A 20,120-nucleotide genomic window follows, 5' to 3' on the forward strand; every position below is an offset into this window, starting at 1 on the left:
TCTTATTTTAAATCCGCGTCATCAAAGCTAAAGCCCGTGTCCGGCATGATATAGAAGCCGGTCAGCGCTTTGTTATGCGCAGAAACCAGTTTTTCCACCACCAGCGGGACCCACGGTGACTCTTTCCAGATGGTGTCCTGAGCCTCTTTATAAAGGCGCGCTTTCTCCTCCGGTTTGGTGGTTTTCAGCGCGTCGGCCAGGTCTTTGTCCACCTGCGGGTTGCTGTAAAACGCGGTGTTAAACAGCGTTGGCGGCCAGTTCTGTGAAGCAAACAGCGGCGACAGCGCCCAGTCGGCTTCACCTGTCGAGGCCGTCCAGCCGGTGTAGAACATCCGCACCCCGCTCTCTTTCTGGCCTTTGCCCTCCACTTCTGCCGCACGCTGTCCGGCATCCATAGCGGTAACCTGCGCCTTAATCCCCACCTGCGCCAGCTGCTGCTGGGTGAACTGCAGCACTTTCTGCGCGGTACTGTGATTATGGGAAGACCACAGCGTGGTGCTAAAGCCGTTCGGGAAGCCGGCCTCTTTTAACAGCTCGCGCGCTTTAGCCGGATCGTAAGGCCACGGCTGGTACTGTTGGGCATAGTCAATCGACGGCGGCAGCACGCCCGTTGCTGGCGTGGCGAAGCCCGCGAAGGCTACCTTCACCAGCGCCTGACGGTTAATGGCATAGTTGATGGCTTCACGCACCTTTGGGTTATCAAACGGCTTTTGCGTCACGTTCATGCTGATGTAGCGCTGCATGATGGACGGGCTGGCAACCAGCTCCAGCTTGCTGTTTTTCTGCAAAATCGCCGCCTGCTCATAGGGGATCGGGAAGGCGAACTGCGCCTCGCCGGTTTGCAGCATCGCCGCGCGGGTGTTGTTGTCCACTACCGGACGCCAGGTAATGGTGTCGAGCTTCGGCAGGCCCGGCTGCCAGTATCCGTCGAACTTCTTCACCTTCACAAAGTCGGTCTGGTTCCAGGTCAGCAGCTCGTACGGGCCGGTGCCCACCGGGTGAAAGCCGATCTCCTGGCCATATTTTTTCAGCGCCGCCGGGGAGATCATGGCCGTCGCCGGATGCGCCAGAATATTGATAAAGGCCGAGAACGGCTCTTTCAGGGTGATTTTCACCGTGGTCGGATCCACCACCTCGGTACTGCGGATATTTTTATACAGGTTATACCGCTTGAGGCTGTTGTCCGGGTTGCTGGCGCGGTCAAGGTTGACCTTCACCGCCTCAGCATTGAAATCGGTCCCGTCCTGGAACTTCACGCCGCTGCGCAGCTTAATGGTATACACCAGCCCGTCATCGGAGACGGTGTACCCCTCTGCCAGCACGTTTTTCAGCTTCATATCCTTATCCAGGCCAAACAGCCCCTGGTAGAATGATTTCGCCACCGCCTGTGACAGGGTGTCGTTTGCGTCATACGGGTCCAGCGTGGTGAAGTTAGACCCCACTGCGACCACCACATCTTTGGCAGCAAATGCGGGGGCGGCGGCCAGTGCCAGCGCCACGCTCGCGGCTAACCACCCTGTCCGGGCAACAAATTTAACCATGGTGTTCTCCTGCCTGTTGTAAGTTATAACCGCGAGAAGGCATTGTCCTGGCGCGGGGGGGCCACAAAATGTCCGGGGCCGACCTCACGCAGCGCCACGCGCTCCATGTGCTCACCCCGTTTACGAATATTGCTCGGCATTTCATCCTGCAGGAGCACGCGCCGGGCGTGGCGATGGGCAGGATCGGCAACCGGCACCGCCGCCATCAGCTTGCGGGTATAGGGGTGCTGCGGGTTCTCAAAGACCGCCCGCCGCGGGCCAATCTCCACAATTTGCCCCATGTACATCACCGCCACACGATGGCTTATCCGCTCCACCACGGCCATATCGTGAGAAATAAACAGGAACGCGATGCCTAAATCGCGCTGAAGATCGAGCAGCAAATTGATGATTTGCGCGCGGATTGAGACATCCAGCGCCGAGACGGATTCGTCTGCAATCACCACTTTTGGGTTCAGCGCCAGCGCGCGCGCAATACAGATGCGCTGGCGTTGGCCGCCGGAAAACTCATGCGGATAACGCCAGGCGTGTTCCGGCTTGAGGCCCACGCGCTCCAGCAGCCAGGCCACACGACGCTGGGCAGCTTCGCCGTTGAGCAGGTTATGCACGCGCAGCGGCTCCATAATGGAATAGCCTACCGTGTGGCGCGGATCGAGAGAGGCGAACGGGTCCTGGAAAATAAACTGAATATCCCGGCGCACCGCCTGCAGCCTGCTGTCCGCAAGGGTATCGATACGCTCACCGTTAAAGGTAATGCTCCCCTCCTGAGACGCCACCAACCTGAGCAGCGCCCGTCCGGTGGTGGATTTCCCGCAGCCGGACTCGCCCACCAGCGCCAGCGTCTCGCCCGGCCAGAGGTCGAAACTGACGTTTTCCACCGCATGCACTTCGCGTTTTACGCGGTTGAAGATGCCACTGCGCAGCGGGAAACGGGTCACCAGATTACGCACTTCCAGAATTGGCTTGCCCGCCACCACGGTATCCTGCTCGACTTCCGGTTGCGGTTCCTCGCCCTGAATAATCAGCGGGAATCGGCGCGGTAAATCGCTGCCGCTCATGGCCCCCAAGCGCGGGACCGCCGCCAGCAGCGCTTTGGTGTAGGGATGAGCCGGAGCGTGGAAAATCTGCTCCACGCGTCCGGTTTCCACCACCTGGCCCCGATGCATGACCAGCACGCGATCGGCGATATCCGCCACCACGCCCATATCGTGGGTGATAAAGATCACCCCCATCTCCATCTCTTGCTGCAGCACTTTAATAAGCTGGAGGATCTGCGCCTGGATAGTGACATCCAGCGCCGTGGTCGGTTCGTCGGCAATCAGCACGGCCGGACGGCACGACAGCGCCATCGCGATCATCACGCGCTGACGCATCCCGCCGGAGAGCTGGTGCGGGTAACGTCCTAAAATCGATTGCGCTTCGGGAATGCGCACCCGGTCAAGCATCCGCTTCGCCTCAAGGAGCGCCTCATCGCCGCTCAGCCCCTGATGCAGGCGTATTGATTCGGCGATCTGTTCGCCCACCGGAAAGACCGGGTTCAGGGAGGTCATCGGCTCCTGGAAGATCATCGCGATGTCCGCCCCGCGCACGCGCTGCATCTGCGAGGCGCTCAGGGCGTTGAGATCCGTCACCTGCTGGTTACGACGACGCAGCAGCAGCCTGTCGCTGGTGACCTGCCCGCCCGTCTGTTCCAGCAGACGCATCAGCGCCAGCGCGGTGACCGATTTCCCGGAACCGGACTCACCGACAATCGCCAGCGTTTCGCCGCGGTTCAGCGAAAACGATAAATTCTGCACGGCGGGGATGAACTGCCGCTCCTCCTGGAACGCAATGTTCAGTTGATGGACGGACAGTACTTCCCGGCTGTCCATCGCTTCAGCGTGCGGCACGTTTTGCCCCCTTATTCACGATAAATTCCCGTACTGGGTTCGTCACCGGCATAACCCCAGGCGCGATACATCCCTTCACTGTTGAAGGGCAGCGCGACGTTGCCTTCACGATCCACCGCAATGACGCCGCCGACGCCGCCCAGCGCCGGCAGTTTTTCCATCACCACCCGCTCGCAGGCTTCGGCCAGGCTAAGCCCGCCGTAGTCCATCAGAGCGGTAATGTCGTACGCCGCCAGCGCGCGGATAAACACCTCACCGGTGCCGGTGCAGGAGACCGCCGCCGTCGCGTTATTGGCATAGCATCCCGCACCCGGCAGCGGGCTGTCGCCTACCCGACCCGGTAGTTTGTTGGTCATTCCGCCAGTTGAGGTGGCGGCGGCGAGGTTGCCCGCCTTATCGAGCGCCACGGCACCTACCGTGCCCATTTTGGTGCGCTCGTCCAGCGGCGCATCGTGATCGAGCCGGGTCATGCCCGCCGTACGGGCTTCCAGCAGCTGCTCGTAGCGCGCCGGCGTCGAGAACAGATCGGCCGATACCCGCTCCATCCCGCAATCCTGGGCAAACTGTTCCGCGCCTGCTCCCGTCAGCAGCACGTGCGGGCTTTGCTCCATCACCAGACGCGCCGCCAGGACGGGGTTACGCAGATGACTCACGCCCGCCACGGCCCCCGCTTTCAGGGTCACCCCGTCCATCACGCAGGCATCCAGCTCGTGCGTCTCATCGCGCGTATACACCGAGCCAATCCCCGCATTAAATAACGGGCACTCCTCCAGCAGACGCACGGCCTCGGTGACCACATCCAGCGCGCTCTCCCCGGCTTCCAGCATGTGCTGCCCGGTTTCCACGATGGCAGAAAGCGCGTCAATATACCGCTTTTCCTGTTCGGGACTGAGCATTGCGCGGGTGATTGCCCCGGCGCCACCATGAATCGCGATTACCGCTTTGACCATTTCCCATCACCCGTTAGCCAGACCTGCGGCTTTTTCTATAAATATCATTATCGTCGCTGAAACTTCAGATGATTTTTGAATATAGAAAGACGCCACTGTGATGTAAAGCGTACACCCATCGGGTCATACTGTTAGCGGCACTTTTCTGCCATAATGGACGCTTTCGTTGTTACTGTGCAGGAGCCACCCATGGATTTTAACGCCGGACTGATGCCGCTTGAGACGGCACTCACGCAGATGCTCGACCGCATTTCCCCGCTGCAAGACGCAGAATCGCTGCCGCTGGTGCGCTGTTTCGGTCGGATTGCCGCACGCGATATCGTCTCCCCACTCAACGTGCCCGGGTTCGATAACTCTGCGATGGACGGTTATGCGGTGCGCCTGGCGGATCTCCAGACGGGCAAGGCGCTGCCGGTGGCGGGTAAAGCATTTGCGGGCCAGCCGTTTAGCGGCGAATGGCCTGAAGGCACCTGCGTGCGGATCATGACCGGCGCGCCGGTCCCGCAAGGCTGCGAAGCCGTGGTGATGCAGGAAGAGACCGAACAGACCGACGACGGCGTGCGGTTTACCGCCAGCGTCAGGGCCGGCCAGAACATTCGTCGCGCGGGCGAAGACATCACCCTTGGCGCCACGGTGTTTGCCGCCGGGCAAAAGCTGACGGCTGGCGAACTGCCGGTACTGGCTTCGCTCGGTATTGCCGACATCGAGGTGATTCGCAAGGTACGCGTAGCGGTGTTCTCCACCGGTGACGAGCTGCGCCTTCCGGGCCAACCGCTGCAGGACGGCCAGATTTACGACACTAACCGCCTGGCGGTACACCTGATGCTGGAGCAGCTGGGCTGCGAGGTGATTAACCTTGGCATCATTCCTGACGATCCCGATCGGTTGCGCGCGGCGTTTATTGAAGCAGATAACTGCGCCGACGTGGTGATCAGCTCCGGCGGCGTATCGGTTGGCGAAGCGGATTACACGAAAACCATCCTCGACGAACTGGGTGAAATCGCCTTCTGGAAGCTGGCTATCAAGCCGGGCAAACCTTTCGCCTTCGGCAAGCTTGAGCACAGCTGGTTCTGCGGCCTGCCGGGCAACCCGGTCTCTGCGGCCCTCACCTTCTACCAGCTGGTGATCCCACTGCTGACCAAACTTTCTGGCAGCCATACCCGCCCGCTGCCTGAACGCCTGCGCGTGCGGGCGGCGACACGTCTGAAAAAGTCGCCGGGCCGTCTCGATTTCCAGCGCGGCATTCTGGCAGCGGGTGCCGACGGCGAGCTGGAGGTGAGCACTACGGGTCATCAGGGGTCGCACATCTTTAGCTCCTTCAGCCAGGGCAACTGCTTTATCGTGCTGGAGCGCGAGCGCGGCAACGTAGAAGCGGGCGAATGGGTTGAGGTCGAGCGCTTTAACCACCTGTTCGGAGGCTAAGATGACGGTGGAACTGAGCGACCAGGAGATGATGCGCTACAACCGCCAGATCGTCCTGCGCGGGTTTGACTTCGAAGGGCAGGAAGCGCTTAAGGCCGCGCGCGTGCTGGTGGTCGGCCTCGGCGGCCTGGGCTGCGCTGCTGCACAGTATCTCGCCGCCTCGGGCGTGGGCCAGATGACGCTGCTGGATTTTGATACCGTCTCGGTATCGAACCTGCAGCGCCAGACGCTGCACAGCGACGCAACCCTGGGTCAGCCGAAAGTGGAATCTGCCCGGGCGGCGCTGGCGCGTATTAATCCCAACGTTCAGTTCACGCTCATTGACGCCGCGCTGGATGACGCAGCGCTCTCCGCACAGATTGCGCAGCACGATCTGGTTCTCGACTGTACCGATAACGTCGCCATTCGTAACCAGCTCAACGCAGGCTGTTTTGCGCACAAAGTCCCACTGGTCTCCGGCGCGGCGATCCGCATGGAGGGCCACATCAGCGTCTTCACCTACGCCGACGGCGCGCCCTGCTACCGCTGCCTGAGCCGCCTGTTTGGCGAGAATGCGCTGACCTGTGTCGAAGCGGGCGTGATGGCGCCGTTAGTCGGCGTGATAGGTTCGCTGCAGGCAATGGAAGCGATCAAGGTGCTGGCGCATTACGGTACGCCTGCTGCGGGGAAAATCGTGATGTACGACGCGATGACCTGCCAGTTCCGCGAGATGAAGTTAATGCGCAATCCGGGATGTGAGATGTGCGGCGGTTAAGTCTTGTTGCGGCCTGATGCCCTCACCCCGGCCCTCTCCCACAGGGAGAGGTAGAAAACCGTAGGCCGGCGCCACCCGGCAACAGAATCAAATCGACGTCCGCCCAAACGCGCCCTGCCAGTCCTGCTCAAACTTCACAATCGCCGCATCCACAGCCGGTGAAGTAATAAACTGCTGCGCCACGTCCAGCGGCAGGGTGATGGATTCACAGCCCGCCAGCAGGCAATCCAGCGCCTGACGCGGGGTTTTGAAACTCGCAGCCAGCACTTTTGACTGCGGGGCATGCAGGGTCAGCAGCTGTTGCAGCTCAATCACGGTCTGGATCCCGTCCCCGCCCTGCGCGTCCACGCGGTTCACGTAAGGTGCCACATACTCCGCCCCCGCCAGCGCAGACAACATCCCCTGCGCCGCGCCATACACCGCCGTCCCCAGCACAGGGATACCTTCCGCTTTCAGCAGCTTGATGGCGGCCAGCCCCTCTGCCGTCACCGGCACTTTGACCACCAGGTCGTGAACAATCGCGCGCAGCTTACGCGCGTCCTCTACCATGCCGTCGGCCGTCGTCGCCATCACCTGCGCAAACAGACGCCCCTTGCCGCCCAGCGCGTCGTGCAGGTCCGGCAGCAGCACGTCCAGCGGCGTTTTGCCTGCGGCAACGATGCTCGGGTTGGTGGTCACCCCCGCCAGCGGGAAGATACGCGCCAGTTTACGCACTGCCGCAACGTCAGATGTGTCGAGATAAAGTTCCATGATGTCACCCTCAAAATTAGCCTGTACCTAACCTATCACGATAAAACCTGCTCAGGAGTTGACCTGCATCAAGATAACTTTCATTCGAAAGTCATTTAATCTTCATATGCAACCTGAGGGCTAAAAAATGATCTTCAATATTCAGCGTTACTCTACCCATGATGGCCCCGGAATTCGAACCGTGGTGTTCCTGAAAGGCTGCTCGCTGGGCTGCCGCTGGTGTCAGAACCCGGAAAGCCGCTCCCGCACCCGCGACGTGCTGTTTGATGCGCGTCTGTGCCTGGACGGTTGCGACCTGTGTCAGCAGTCCGCGCCGGGCATTATCGAGCGTGCGCTGAACGGGCTGGTCATCCATCGGGAAAGGCTGAATGCAGAGACGCTCGACGCCCTCACCGACTGTTGCCCGACGCAGGCGCTCACCGTCTGCGGAGACACGCCGCCGGTAGCGGAGATCATGGCTACCGTCCTGCGCGATAAACCCTTTTACGACCGTAGCGGCGGCGGCATTACCCTCTCCGGCGGCGAACCCTTCATGAACCCGACGCTGGCCCACGATCTGTTTAAAGCCAGCCACGAGCACGGCATTCATACCGCCGTAGAAACCTGCCTGCATGTCCCCTGGCACTCTGTTGCCCCCTCACTGCCGTATGTCGATCTGTTCCTGGCCGACCTGAAGCACGTCGATGGCGACGTGTTCAAACAGTGGACCGACGGCTCTGCAAAACGGATCCTGGATAATCTCCGGCGTCTGGCGGCGGCTGGGAAAAACATCACCATCCGCGTGCCGCTGATTCAGGGCTTTAATGCTGATGAAGCGTCCATTACCGCCATCACCAACTTCGCCGCCGACGAACTCAACGTCCGCGACATTCATTTTCTGCCGTATCACACGCTGGGCATGAACAAATACACCCTGCTCGGTCAACCTTACTCTGCCCCTGACAAACCGCTGGATAACCCTGCCCTGCTGGACTTTGCACAGCAGTATGCCTGCCACAAAGGGTTAACCGCGACCTTACGAGGATAAACTTATGACGACCCTGAATCTCACCCCCCTCAGCGAGCGAATTAAAGCGCACAAAACCGCCCTGGTGCATATTGTTAAGCCGCCGGTCTGCACCGAGCGCGCACAGCACTACACCGAAATGTACCAGCAGCACATGGACAAACCGATCCCGGTGCGTCGTGCCCTGGCGCTGGCGCATCACCTGGCGCAGCGTACTATCTGGATCAAACACGACGAGCTGATCGTCGGTAACCAGGCGAGCGAGGTCCGCGCCGCGCCGATTTTCCCGGAATATACCGTTTCGTGGATTGAAAAAGAGATAGACGATCTTGCCGACCGCCCCGGCGCAGGCTTTGCGGTCAGCGAAGAGAACAAACGCGTACTGCATGACATCTGCCCATGGTGGCGCGGCCAGACGGTACAGGACTGCTGCTACGGCATGTTCACCGACGAGCAGAAAGGCCTGCTGGAGACCGGCATTATCAAAGCCGAAGGCAACATGACCTCCGGTGACGCGCACCTGGCGGTGAACTTCCCGCTGCTGCTGGAGAAAGGCCTCGACGGCCTGCGCGCCAAAGTGGCCGAGCGCCGCTCGCGCATCAACCTGACGGTGCTGGACGATCTGCACGGCGACCAGTTCCTCAAGGCGATCGATATCGTGCTGGACGCCGTTAGCCTGCACATTGAACGCTTCGCCGCGCTGGCCCGCGATATGGCCTCGACAGAGACGCGTGCAAGCCGCCGCGACGAACTGCTGGCAATAGCGGAAAACTGTGACGTGATTGCCCACCAGCCGCCAGCCACCTTCTGGCAGGCGCTGCAGCTGTGCTACTTCATCCAGCTGATCCTGCAGATTGAGTCCAACGGCCACTCGGTGTCGTTTGCCCGCATGGACCAGTATCTCTATCCGTTCTACCGCCGCGACGTGGAGCTGAACCAGAGCCTTGACCGCGAGCACGCGATTGAGCTGCTGCACAGCTGCTGGCTGAAGCTGCTGGAGGTGAACAAAATCCGCTCCGGCTCGCACTCCAAAGCTTCGGCGGGTAGCCCGCTGTACCAGAACGTCACCATCGGCGGGCAGACGCTGGTTAACGGCGAGCCGATGGACGCGGTGAACCCACTCTCTTACGCCATTCTCGAATCCTGCGGCCGCCTGCGCTCCACCCAGCCAAACCTGAGCGTGCGTTACCATGCGGGCATGAGCAACGACTTCCTCGACGCCTGCGTGCAGGTGATCCGCTGCGGCTTCGGGATGCCGGCGTTTAACAACGATGAAATCGTTATTCCGGAATTTATCAAGCTCGGCGTCGAGAAAGACGATGCCTACGACTATGCGGCAATTGGCTGTATTGAAACCGCCGTCGGCGGCAAGTGGGGCTATCGCTGTACCGGCATGAGCTTTATCAACTTTGCCCGCGTGATGCTCGCCGCGCTGGAAGGTGGCCGCGACGCCACCAGCGGTAAGGTATTCCTGCCGCAGGAGAAAGCGCTCTCTGCCGGCAACTTCGATAACTTCGAGGAGGTGATGGCGGCGTGGGATACCCAGATCCGTTATTACACCCGTAAATCCATCGAGATTGAGTACGTGGTGGACACCATGCTGGAAGAGAACGTCCACGACATTCTCTGCTCCGCGCTGGTGGACGATTGCATCGAGCGCGCGAAAAGCATCAAACAGGGCGGCGCGAAGTATGACTGGGTATCCGGCCTGCAGGTGGGCATTGCTAACCTCGGGAACAGCCTGGCTGCGGTGAAGAAACTGGTGTTCGAGCAGGGCACCATCGGCCAGCAGCAGCTCGCCGCCGCTCTGGCGGATGACTTCGACGGGCTGACGCACGAACAGCTGCGCCAGCGTCTGATCAACGGCGCGCCGAAGTATGGCAACGACGATGACAGCGTGGACATGCTGCTGACCCGGGCTTATCAGACCTACATTGAAGAGCTGAAGCAGTACCACAACCCGCGCTATGGACGCGGCCCGATTGGCGGTAATTACTACGCCGGGACATCGTCTATCTCCGCCAACGTGCCGTTTGGTGCCGCAACCATGGCCACGCCGGACGGACGTAAGGCGCATACGCCGCTGGCGGAAGGGGCAAGCCCGGCCTCCGGCACGGACCACCTCGGCCCGACGGCGGTGATTGGCTCCGTGGGCAAACTGCCGACCGAAGCGATCCTTGGCGGCGTGCTGCTCAACCAGAAGCTGAACCCGTCGACGCTTGAAAACGACAGCGATCGTCAGAAGCTGATGGTGCTGCTGCGCACCTTCTTCGAGGTGCACAAGGGGTGGCATATCCAGTACAACATCGTGTCGCGCGACACGCTGCTGGAAGCGAAGAAACACCCGGACCAGTATCGCGATCTGGTGGTGCGCGTCGCAGGGTATTCGGCGTTCTTCACCGCCCTCTCCCCGGATGCGCAGGACGATATCATTGCGCGTACCGAGCACACGTTGTAACGCGTTATCCCCTCTCCCTTGAGGGAGAGGGTTAGGGTGAGGGGGAAATGCGCACGCAGATGCCCTCACCCCGGCCCTCTCCCACGGGGAGAGGGAGAAACCACTCAGCGGCAGCCTCGGTTGCCGTTTTGTTTTACTTTCGAATGAAATTAAATTTGTGCTCCCCGTCACCTTGTTATTAGAATGTTTCAAAACGAAGTGACTCTGGAGCACAGTATGACCGTAAAAGTTATCGTCACCGATATGGACGGTACTTTCCTGGATGACGCCAAGCAGTACGACCGCGACCGCTTTCAGGCACAATTCGAACAGCTTAAGGCCCGTGATATTGAATTTGTTGTCGCCAGCGGCAACCAGTACTACCAGCTAATCTCCTTCTTCCCGGAGCTGAAAAATCAGATCTCCTTTGTGGCGGAGAACGGTGCGCTGGTGTTCGATCATGGCGAACAGATTTTCCACGGCGAGCTGACCCGCCACGAGGCGCAAATCGTCATTGGCGAACTGCTGAAAGACAAAGGGCTGAACTTTGTCGCCTGCGGGCTGGAAAGCGCCTACGTGAGCGATCGCGCCCCCGAGGCGTTTGTGGCGCTGATGTCAAAGCACTACCACCGTCTGAAGCGCATCGGCGACTACCGTGAAATCGACGACGTGTTGTTCAAGTTCTCCCTCAACCTGCCGGACAGCGATATCCCGAATCTTGTCGACAAACTGCACGTGTCACTGGACGGCATCATGAAACCCGTCACCAGCGGTTTCGGATTTGTCGATCTGATCATTCCCGGCCTGCACAAAGCCAACGGCATCAGCCGCCTGCTGAAGCGCTGGAAAATCTCCCCGCAGGCGTGCGTGGGTATCGGCGACAGCGGCAACGACGCGGAAATGCTGAAGCTGGTGAAGTACTCCTTTGCCATGGGCAACGCGGCTGAAAGCATCAAGGACATTAGCCGCTACAGCACCGACGATAACAATCATCAGGGCGCGCTGAACGTTATTCAGGCCGTGCTCGACGCTCACTCCCCGTTCGACATCTGATCCTTCTCCTGCCGGGGCATCGCTCCGGCACCGCACGCGTTTCCCATCCTGTGGCACAGGTCAAGTTTTTAAACTTGCATTAACTTATTTTTAACTTAGAGTATCACTTGTAGATAACTTTACTTTCGAATGAAAGATGCGAGGCAGTAATGACGTTTACCAGTGAAATTTTGCCTGCGGACCACAAAGCGGCGATCCGTCAGTTGAAACGCGAGTTACGCGCACAGATCGGTGACGTTCAGGCGGTGTTCGACAAGCTCAGCGACAAGATTGCCACCCGCGTGGCGGAAATTAACGCGCTGAAGAATAAAGGCGAAAGCGTCTGGCCGGTGATCCCGTTTGCGGATGTCAAAAACGGCACGATAACTGCGGAACAGCGCGACGCGGTAAAACGTCGCGGCTGTGCGGTGATCAAAGGTCATTTCCCGCGCGAGCAGGCGCTGGCGTGGGATAAATCGATGCTCGATTACCTCGATCTCAACCACTTTGACGACGTGTATAAAGGGCCGGGCGATAACTTCTTCGGGACCCTGACGGCCTCTCGCCCGGAGATTTACCCGATCTATTGGTCGCAGGCGCAAATGCAGGCGCGCCAGAGCGAGGAGATGGCCCAGGTACAGTCGTTCCTGAACCGTTTATGGACATTCGAGAGCAACGGCAAACGGTGGTTCGACCCGGACGTCAGCGTGATTTATCCGGACCGCATTCGCCGCCGCCCGCCGGGAACAACCTCGAGAGGATTGGGCGCCCACACCGATTCCGGCGCGCTGGAACGCTGGCTGCTTCCGGCCTATCAGCAGGTCTTCGCGCGGGTGTTTGACGGCAACGTCGATCAATACGATCCGTGGAACGCCGCGCACCGTACCGAGGTGGAAGAGTATACCGTGGATAACACCACCAAATGTTCAGTGTTCCGCACCTTCCAGGGCTGGACGGCGCTGTCGGACATGATCCCCGGTCAGGGTCTGCTGCACGTGGTGCCGATCCCGGAAGCGATGGCCTATATTCTGCTGCGTCCGCTGCTGGACGATGTCCCTGAGGACGAGCTGTGCGGCGTCGCGCCGGGACGCGTACTGCCGGTTTCAGAGAAGTGGCACCCGCTGCTTATCGAGGCGCTGACCAGCATTCCGGCGCTGGAAGCCGGAGATTCCGTCTGGTGGCACTGCGACGTGATCCACTCCGTTGCGCCGGTTGAAAACCAGCAGGGCTGGGGCAACGTGATGTATATCCCCGCCGCGCCGATGTGCGAGAAAAACCTCGCCTACGCGAAGAAGGTCAAAGCCGCGCTCGACACCGGCGCGTCGCCGGGCGATTTCCCGCGCGAGGATTACGAACAGACGTGGCAGGATCGCTTTACCCTGGACGACCTGAACATCCACGGCAAACGGGCGCTGGGCATGGCCTAGTCGTCGTACAGCCCTTCCCGCTCGACGGCGGTGCGTCGCTTGCCCTGACGTATCCGCCGTACCGACTCCCTTACCGTCAGCGTGCCGTTGAGCAATAGCGTGCCGACCGGGGCGTCCGGGCGCATCAACCGCTGCTGGAGCATGTGCACCGCCTCCACGCCAAGCTCATCGCGCGGGACGTGGACTGCGGTTAACGGCACGTCCTGAATCGCCGCCAGATTAAAGCCGTCGATGCTCATCACCGAAACATCCTGCGGAACCCGCAGCCCGTGATTTTGCAGCGCACTGATGGCGCCCGCCGCCATAAAATCACCGCCCACCAGAAACGCCGTGGGCAACTCTTTTCCCTGCCGCTGCCCGAGCCATTCGCTGACCGCGCGCTCGGTCTCTTTGGCACTGAAGCTTTGCACCTCCAGCAGATCGCGTTTGTCGTCGAAGCTCAGATTATGCGTGCGCCACGCATCGCGGATCCCCGACAGACGCAGCTCCATGGTATAGCGCCGCAGACAGAGCACGGTCATCACCTCACGATGCCCCATCTCGAACAGGTACTCCGCCGCTCTTTCGCCAATCGCACGGTGATCCGGCGCAACGGCAGGCAAGCGCATATGCCGGTCACGGCAGTTGATGAGCATGCACGGTTTGCCCACATCGACCGCCAGATCGTGAATGTGCGGATCGTCGATACCCAGCAGGATCGCCGCCTGGATATCCGGCTCGTTCATGCGCGTCAGAAACAGCTGAGCGTCGCCGTCGTTTTCCTCCAGCGCGCAGTAGCGCAGACGCACCTCGTGCGAGGTCAGCCCTTTGCTGATGCTCTGGATCACGCGGTAGTAAAAGATATCGGACCGCTCGTCGAACGCCCGCTGGGGGGCAAAAATCACCAGGCCATTGAGCAGCAGACGGCCCGCTGCCAGACCGTCCATCACGCCCAGCTCCCGCGCGCAGGCCAGCACTTTCGCCCGCGCACGTTCGCTGGTGTTGGCTTTGCCCGCCAGCACGCGCGAAACAGTGCTGATCGAGAGCTGCGTGCGCTCAGCAATTTGAGTGATTTTTAACCTTTTGTCCATTTTGTGATCTGGCTCCGGTTGTGTCATGAAAATTTTTTCATATGGCCGCCAATGCTCAATAAGTTAGCTTCGCAGGCCACGAACGATCAATCACAAAGGATCATGAAAAGTTTTGCATAAAATCCCCTGTTGTCCAGCCACTTTCTCCCCTACTGTGCAGTTATCACACAAAACGCATTGAATTGGTATAACAGGTTTAATGCATAAAACCGTTACCATTCAGCGAAATATAAAAATGTGTGTGACAACTTACTTTCTCTATCCTGCCGTCCGTCTTGTGGAGATCAAAATGAGTCAGGACATCAATACACCCCTTGCGGCAAGCAAAACCCGCCGCGTGATTAAGAACCTGCGCTGGTACGTTCTGGTCCTGTTTTTACTGGGCGTGACCGTTAACTACATCACCCGTAACTCGCTGGGGATCCTCGCGCCCGAGCTTAAAGAGAGCCTGGGGATCACCACCGAACAATACTCCTGGATCGTCGGGGCGTTCCAGATTGCCTACACCCTTTTTCAGCCCCTGTGTGGCTGGCTGATTGACGTTATCGGCCTGAAGATTGGCTTTATGGTGTGCGCCGGTCTGTGGGCGCTGATGTGTATTTTTCATGCCGGGGCCGGAAGCTGGCTGCATCTGGCGATCCTGCGCTTCTTTATGGGCGCCTCTGAGGCGGCCGCCACACCCGCGAACGCCAAAACCATTGGCGAATGGTTCCCGAAATCGGAACGTCCTGTCGCGGCTGGCTGGGCGGGCGTGGGCTTCTCGGTCGGCGCAATGCTGGCCCCGCCCATCATCTACTTTGCCCATGCCTCGTTCGGCTGGCAGGGCGCGTTTATGTTTACCGGCGTGCTGGCGCTGCTGTGGGTGATTTTATGGTGGGCGTTCTACCACAACCCGGAGCAGCACCCGAACCTCAGCAACGAGGAGCTGGCGTTTATTAAACAGGATAACGAGCCACCGCCGGTCAAACTCCCCTTCCTCACCGCACTGAAAACCGTGTCGAAGAACAAACGCTTTTACGGTATCGCCATTCCGGCCTTTATGGCCGAGCCTGCCTGGGCGGTACTGAGCTTCTGGGTGCCGCTGTACCTCGCCAAAGAGCACGGGATGGACCTGAAGCAGATTGCGATGTTCGCCTGGCTCCCCTTCCTGGCAGCAGATCTCGGCAGCGTGGCGAGCGGTTACCTTACCCGGCTGTACACCCGCCTGTTTGGCTGCTCACGCGTGAACGCGGTGGTCGCCAGCTCCGTAACCGGCGCATTCCTGATGATCTCGCTCGCCGTCGTGGCAATAACCCGTGACCCGTATATCACCATCGCGCTGATCTCCATCGGCGGCTTCGGACACCAGATTATCTCCTGCATGCTGAGCGCGCTGGTCGTGGAGTCGTTCGACAAAGGCCAGATGGCGACCGTCAACGGCATGCGCGGCTCGGCGGCGTGGATCGCCAGCTTCCTGTTCTCTCTTTTGATTGGGGTGACCGCCGACAAAATTGGCTTTAACCCGCTGTTCATTGCCATGGGTTTCTTTGACCTGATTGGCGCTGTTTTCCTGGTGGCATTTATTGCTGAACGTCGCGCCACGCGCGCCTGATAGTGGATGTATTGCATATGAAAACCCTGAAAAACTGGACCGTCGATACGCAGTCGGCGAACCATCTGGAACTGCTGGTCGATAATCAGCACCGCCTGTGCCTGTACGTGCTGGAAGAGAATCTGTTCCGCGTGCTGATTAAACGCAAAGGCGAGCTGGCGCTGGACCGCACCTGGAGCATCGCGCCGGAGAAAGACGTACCGTGGGAAGGCCGCCACCGCGACGATCTGAGCGGCTTCACCTGCCCCTGCTGGACGCTTTCGCAGCAAGACGATGTGCTGACGGTGGCCACCGACAAACTGCGCGTCACCGTGCACCAGCCGCTGTGGCTGGAGTGGCATTACCGCAGTGACGATGGCCAATGGAACCCGCTGGTCAGTGACCGTCCGACCAGCGCCTACCTGCTTAACGCGCACGGCGACGGCGTGGCGCACTACCTGAGCCGCCGCAAGGACGAGCGCTTCTACGGGCTGGGAGAAAAAGCGGGCGATCTGCAGCGCAACGGTAAACGCTACGAGATGCGCAACCTCGACGCGATGGGCTATAACGCCGTCAGCACCGATCCGCTGTACAAGCATATTCCGTTCACCCTTACCCGCCGCGACGACGTAAGTTACGGCCTGTTTTACGACAACCTGAGCAGCTGCTGGCTGGATCTGGGCAACGAGATAGACAATTATCACACCGCCTACCGCCGCTGGCAGGCGGAAGCAGGCGATATCGATTACTACATTTTCACCGGTAAGCGGGTGCTGGACGTCACCAAAGCCTTTGTGCGTCTGACCGGTAAAACGCTGTTCGGCCCGAAATGGAGCCTGGGCTACAGCGGGTCAACCATGCACTACACCGACGCGCCGGACGCACAAAACCAGCTGATGAACTTTATCCGCCTGTGTGAGGAGCACGCTATTCCATGCGATTCGTTCCAGCTTTCGTCCGGGTATACCTCGATCAACGGCAAGCGCTACGTCTTTAACTGGAACCATGACAAAGTGCCGCAGCCGAAGGTGATGAGCCAGGCGTTCCATGACGCCGGGTTAAAACTGGCCGCCAACATCAAGCCGTGCCTGCTGCAGGATCATCCGCGCTATAACGAGGTGGCGGAAAGAGGCCTGTTCATTCGCGATTCAGAAACCGATGCACCAGAACGTTCCAGCTTCTGGGATGATGAAGGCTCGCACCTCGACTTTACCAACCCACAGACGGTGCAGTGGTGGCAGAACGGCGTCACCACGCAGCTGCTGGAGATGGGCATCGATTCCACCTGGAACGACAACAACGAGTATGAAGTGTGGGACGGAGAAGCGCGGTGTCATGGCTTTGGCAACGACATTGCCATCAAACACATTCGCCCGGTGATGCCGCTACTGATGATGCGCGCCTCGCTGGAAGCGCAGCAGCGCTTTGCCCCGGAAAAACGCCCGTATCTTATCTCCCGCTCCGGCTGCGCCGGGATGCAGCGCTACGTCCAGACCTGGAGCGGCGATAACCGCACCAACTGGGACACCCTGCGCTATAACATCCGCATGGGGCTGGGCATGAGTTTATCCGGACTGTTTAACGTCGGTCACGACGTGGGCGGCTTCTCCGGCGATAAGCCCGATGCCGAACTGTTCGTACGCTGGGTGCAGAACGGCGTGATGCATCCGCGTTTTACCATCCACTCATGGAATGACGATTGCACCGTTAACGAGCCGTGGATGTATCCGGGCGTCACGCCTGCCATTCGCGGCGCGATTGAGCTGCGCTACCGCCTGCTGCCGTATCTCTATACCCTGCTGTGGCAGGCGCATGCGGACGACGAGCCGATGCTGCGCCCGACCTTCCTCGACCACGAACACGATCCGCAGACCTTTGAAGAGTGCGATGATTTCCTGCTCGGTCGTGACCTGCTGGTGGCAAGCGTCGTCGACGCCGGTCAGCGCGAGCGCCGCGTCTGGCTGCCGGATAACGTAACCGGCTGGTATGACTATTACACCCACGAGTGGTTCTCTGGCGGCCAGTGGATCGTCCGCGACGCGCCGCTGGAAACCCTGCCGCTGCTGGTGCGCGCCGGGGCCGGTCTGCCGCTGAGCGAGCGCATTACCCACGTGAGTGCTGAAAAAGACGATACCCGCGAGCTGAAGCTGTTTCCGGTGAAAGGCGTGGGGACGACGTCGGGACTGCTGTTTGAGGACGACGGCGAGAGCTGGGGCTACCAGCAGGGCAATGCGCTGTGGGTTGAGTGGCAGATGGTGTGCGACGGGGCGAGCATTCATCTGAATATTGCGGCACGCGGCGACTATCGTCCGGCATGGAAGGTGCTGAAGGTGTCGTTACCGGCGGGGGAAAAACGTACGCTGCGGGTAAATGGTGAAGAGAGGGGTGACTGGGAGGTGTAGTGCGGCCTGATACCCTCACCCTAACCCTCTCCCACGGGGAGAGGGAACAGAATGTAGGCCGGGTAAGGCGAAGCCGCCACCCGGCTTTTTTTAGCCGTCGATACCTTTGCTACGCAGGTAATCTTCGTAGTTACCGGTGAAGTCCACCACGCGCTCTGGCGTAATCTCAATCACGCGGGTCGCCAGGGAGCTCACGAACTCACGGTCGTGAGAGACGAAGATCAGCGTACCCTGATACATCTCCAGCGCCATGTTCAGCGATTCGATAGATTCCATGTCCAGGTGGTTGGTAGGTTCATCCATCACCAGGATATTCGGTTTTTCCATCATCAGTTTGCCGAACAGCATGCGGCCCTTTTCACCACCGGAGAGCACTTTGGCAGGCTTTTTGATGTCGTCCTGGCTGAACAGCAGACGCCCCAGAATGCTGCGCACCGCCTGCTCGTCATCGCCTTCCTGCTTCCACTGGCTCATCCAGTCGAAGACCGTCAGGTCGTTTTCGAACTCGTACTCGTGGTCCTGCGCGTAGTAACCGATCTGCGCGTTTTCGGACCACTTCACGGTACCGTTGTCCGGCTGCAGTTCGCCCACCAGCGTTTTCAGCATTGTGGATTTACCCACGCCGTTGGCACCGAGGATGGCAATCTTCTCGCCCACTTCCAGCAGCAGGTTGAAGTTTTTAAACAGCGGACCGCTTTCAAAACCTTTTGCCAGGGCTTCCACTTCCAGCGCATTACGGAACAGTTTCTTGTCCTGCTCGAAGCGGATGAACGGGTTCTGACGGCTTGACGCTTTGACTTCGTCGAGCTTGATCTTGTCAATCTGACGGGCACGCGAGGTTGCCTGACGCGATTTTGAGGCGTTGGCGCTAAAGCGGCTGACGAAGGACTGCAGGTCAGCGATCTGCGCTTTCTTCTTGGCGTTATCAGCCAGCAGACGTTCACGCGCCTGGGTTGCCGCGGTCATGTATTCGTCGTAGTTGCCCGGGTAAACGCGCAGCTCGCCGTAATCCAGATCCGCCATGTGGGTGCAAACCATGTTCAGGAAGTGACGGTCGTGCGAAATGATGATCATGGTGCTGTCGCGGTCGTTCAGCGTCTGCTCCAGCCAGCGGATGGTATCGATGTCCAGGTTGTTCGTCGGTTCATCGAGCAGCAGGATGTCAGGATTTGAGAACAGCGCCTGCGCCAGCAGCACACGCAGCTTCCAGCCCGGCGCGACTTCGCTCATCGGGCCGTAGTGCTGTTCAACAGGGATACCGACGCCCAGCAGCAGCTCGCCCGCGCGCGCTTCGGCTGAGTAGCCGTCCATTTCACCGTACAGCACTTCGAGATCGGCCACTTTATAGCCGTCTTCTTCGCTCATTTCTGCCAGGGCGTAGATGCGATCGCGCTCCTGCTTCACTTCCCACAGCTCTCCGTGTCCCATGATCACCGTGTCGAGCACGGTGAACTCTTCGAAGGCGAACTGGTCCTGACGCAGCTTACCGATACGCTCGTTAGGATCGAGCGACACGTTGCCGAGCGTCGGCTCCAAATCACCGCCGAGGATCTTCATAAAGGTGGATTTTCCGCTACCGTTGGCACCAATCAGGCCGTAACGGTTGCCGCCGCCAAATTTGACGGAAATATTTTCGAACAGCGGCTTACTGCCAAACTGCATAGTGACGTTGCTGGTAACTAACACGGAGAGATTCCTGCGAAAAGTGTGATAAACGCGGCATTATGCCACAATTCCGAATTGAGATCCCGTGTTGCAGCAATGCACTAAACTTTAACAAATTCGAAAAAAATGTGATTTCGTACACATCTGAATTCCCAGTGAGCAGGAATGCACATATAATGCGCTCCCATCACAGATTCAGACTTAT

14 protein-coding genes are annotated in these 20,120 nt (G+C 59.4%); 8 read left to right on the forward strand and 6 right to left on the reverse strand.

Annotation, left to right across the window (positions count from 1 at the left end; all coding sequences use genetic code 11):
• Positions 1 to 2: 2 nt before the first annotated feature.
• From gsiB to iaaA, 3 genes are read right to left on the reverse strand one after another with little or no spacing between them, the layout of a single operon-like run.
• A complete protein-coding gene (gene gsiB, locus I6L58_RS05155) occupies positions 3 to 1,541 on the reverse strand; it encodes a glutathione ABC transporter substrate-binding protein GsiB (RefSeq protein ID WP_088207612.1) in 1,539 nt (512 codons plus the stop codon).
• 23 nt (positions 1,542 to 1,564) lie between these two features.
• Positions 1,565 to 3,412, reverse strand: coding sequence for a glutathione ABC transporter ATP-binding protein GsiA (gene gsiA / locus I6L58_RS05160; RefSeq protein ID WP_390881725.1), 1,848 nt, complete (start codon positions 3,410 to 3,412; stop codon positions 1,565 to 1,567).
• Positions 3,413 to 3,441: 29 nt separating this feature from the next.
• On the reverse strand, positions 3,442 to 4,380 hold the full coding sequence (gene iaaA / locus I6L58_RS05165) for a beta-aspartyl-peptidase (protein ID WP_006174246.1): 939 nt from the start codon (positions 4,378 to 4,380) through the stop codon (positions 3,442 to 3,444).
• 189 nt (positions 4,381 to 4,569) lie between these two features.
• Here iaaA and moeA point away from each other — a divergent pair, with 189 nt between their 5' ends.
• Entirely contained in the window at positions 4,570 to 5,802 is a 1,233-nt protein-coding gene (gene moeA, locus I6L58_RS05170) for a molybdopterin molybdotransferase MoeA (RefSeq protein ID WP_088207614.1), read from the forward strand.
• A gap of 1 nt (position 5,803) precedes the next feature.
• Entirely contained in the window at positions 5,804 to 6,556 is a 753-nt protein-coding gene (gene moeB, locus I6L58_RS05175) for a molybdopterin-synthase adenylyltransferase MoeB (protein WP_088207615.1), read from the forward strand.
• Between the two features lie 87 nt (positions 6,557 to 6,643).
• Here moeB and fsa read toward each other — a convergent pair whose 3' ends face one another.
• Positions 6,644 to 7,306, reverse strand: a complete 663-nt coding sequence (gene fsa, locus I6L58_RS05180; RefSeq protein WP_006174242.1) for a fructose-6-phosphate aldolase — start codon at positions 7,304 to 7,306, stop codon at positions 6,644 to 6,646.
• A gap of 127 nt (positions 7,307 to 7,433) precedes the next feature.
• Between fsa and I6L58_RS05185 the strand changes: the two genes are divergently transcribed.
• The 4 genes from I6L58_RS05185 (at position 7,434) to I6L58_RS05200 (ending at position 13,208) form a co-directional block, all read left to right on the forward strand.
• Positions 7,434 to 8,333, forward strand: a complete 900-nt coding sequence (locus I6L58_RS05185) for a glycyl-radical enzyme activating protein (RefSeq protein ID WP_088207616.1) — start codon at positions 7,434 to 7,436, stop codon at positions 8,331 to 8,333.
• 4 nt (positions 8,334 to 8,337) lie between these two features.
• Complete coding sequence (locus I6L58_RS05190; protein WP_088207617.1) at positions 8,338 to 10,770, forward strand: formate C-acetyltransferase/glycerol dehydratase family glycyl radical enzyme; 2,433 nt, start codon at positions 8,338 to 8,340, stop codon at positions 10,768 to 10,770.
• A 216-nt stretch (positions 10,771 to 10,986) separates the two neighbouring features.
• On the forward strand, positions 10,987 to 11,802 hold the full coding sequence (locus I6L58_RS05195; RefSeq protein ID WP_042321105.1) for a Cof-type HAD-IIB family hydrolase: 816 nt from the start codon (positions 10,987 to 10,989) through the stop codon (positions 11,800 to 11,802).
• Positions 11,803 to 11,951: 149 nt separating this feature from the next.
• Entirely contained in the window at positions 11,952 to 13,208 is a 1,257-nt protein-coding gene (locus I6L58_RS05200; RefSeq protein ID WP_088207618.1) for a DUF1479 domain-containing protein, read from the forward strand.
• On the opposite strand, the gene I6L58_RS05205 is transcribed toward I6L58_RS05200, so the two are convergent.
• Positions 13,205 to 14,278, reverse strand: coding sequence for a LacI family DNA-binding transcriptional regulator (locus I6L58_RS05205; protein ID WP_088207619.1), 1,074 nt, complete (start codon positions 14,276 to 14,278; stop codon positions 13,205 to 13,207). The two genes, I6L58_RS05200 and I6L58_RS05205, sit on opposite strands and share 4 nt — an antisense overlap.
• Before the next feature lie 289 nt (positions 14,279 to 14,567).
• Between I6L58_RS05205 and I6L58_RS05210 the strand changes: the two genes are divergently transcribed.
• Both I6L58_RS05210 and I6L58_RS05215 read left to right on the forward strand, forming a co-directional pair.
• Positions 14,568 to 15,869 (forward strand): MFS transporter, encoded by a 1,302-nt coding sequence (locus tag I6L58_RS05210; RefSeq protein WP_088207620.1) that lies wholly within the window; start codon positions 14,568 to 14,570, stop codon positions 15,867 to 15,869.
• 17 nt (positions 15,870 to 15,886) lie between these two features.
• Positions 15,887 to 18,250, forward strand: coding sequence for a glycoside hydrolase family 31 protein (locus I6L58_RS05215; RefSeq protein ID WP_140418794.1), 2,364 nt, complete (start codon positions 15,887 to 15,889; stop codon positions 18,248 to 18,250).
• A gap of 90 nt (positions 18,251 to 18,340) precedes the next feature.
• Here the strand turns inward: I6L58_RS05215 and I6L58_RS05220 are convergent, their stop codons facing one another.
• On the reverse strand, positions 18,341 to 19,936 hold the full coding sequence (locus I6L58_RS05220) for an ABC-F family ATPase (RefSeq protein WP_042321096.1): 1,596 nt from the start codon (positions 19,934 to 19,936) through the stop codon (positions 18,341 to 18,343).
• Positions 19,937 to 20,120: the final 184 nt, after the last annotated feature.

Origin of the sequence: Enterobacter cancerogenus (assembly GCF_019047785.1) — a bacterium.
GTDB lineage: Bacteria > Pseudomonadota > Gammaproteobacteria > Enterobacterales > Enterobacteriaceae > Enterobacter > Enterobacter cancerogenus.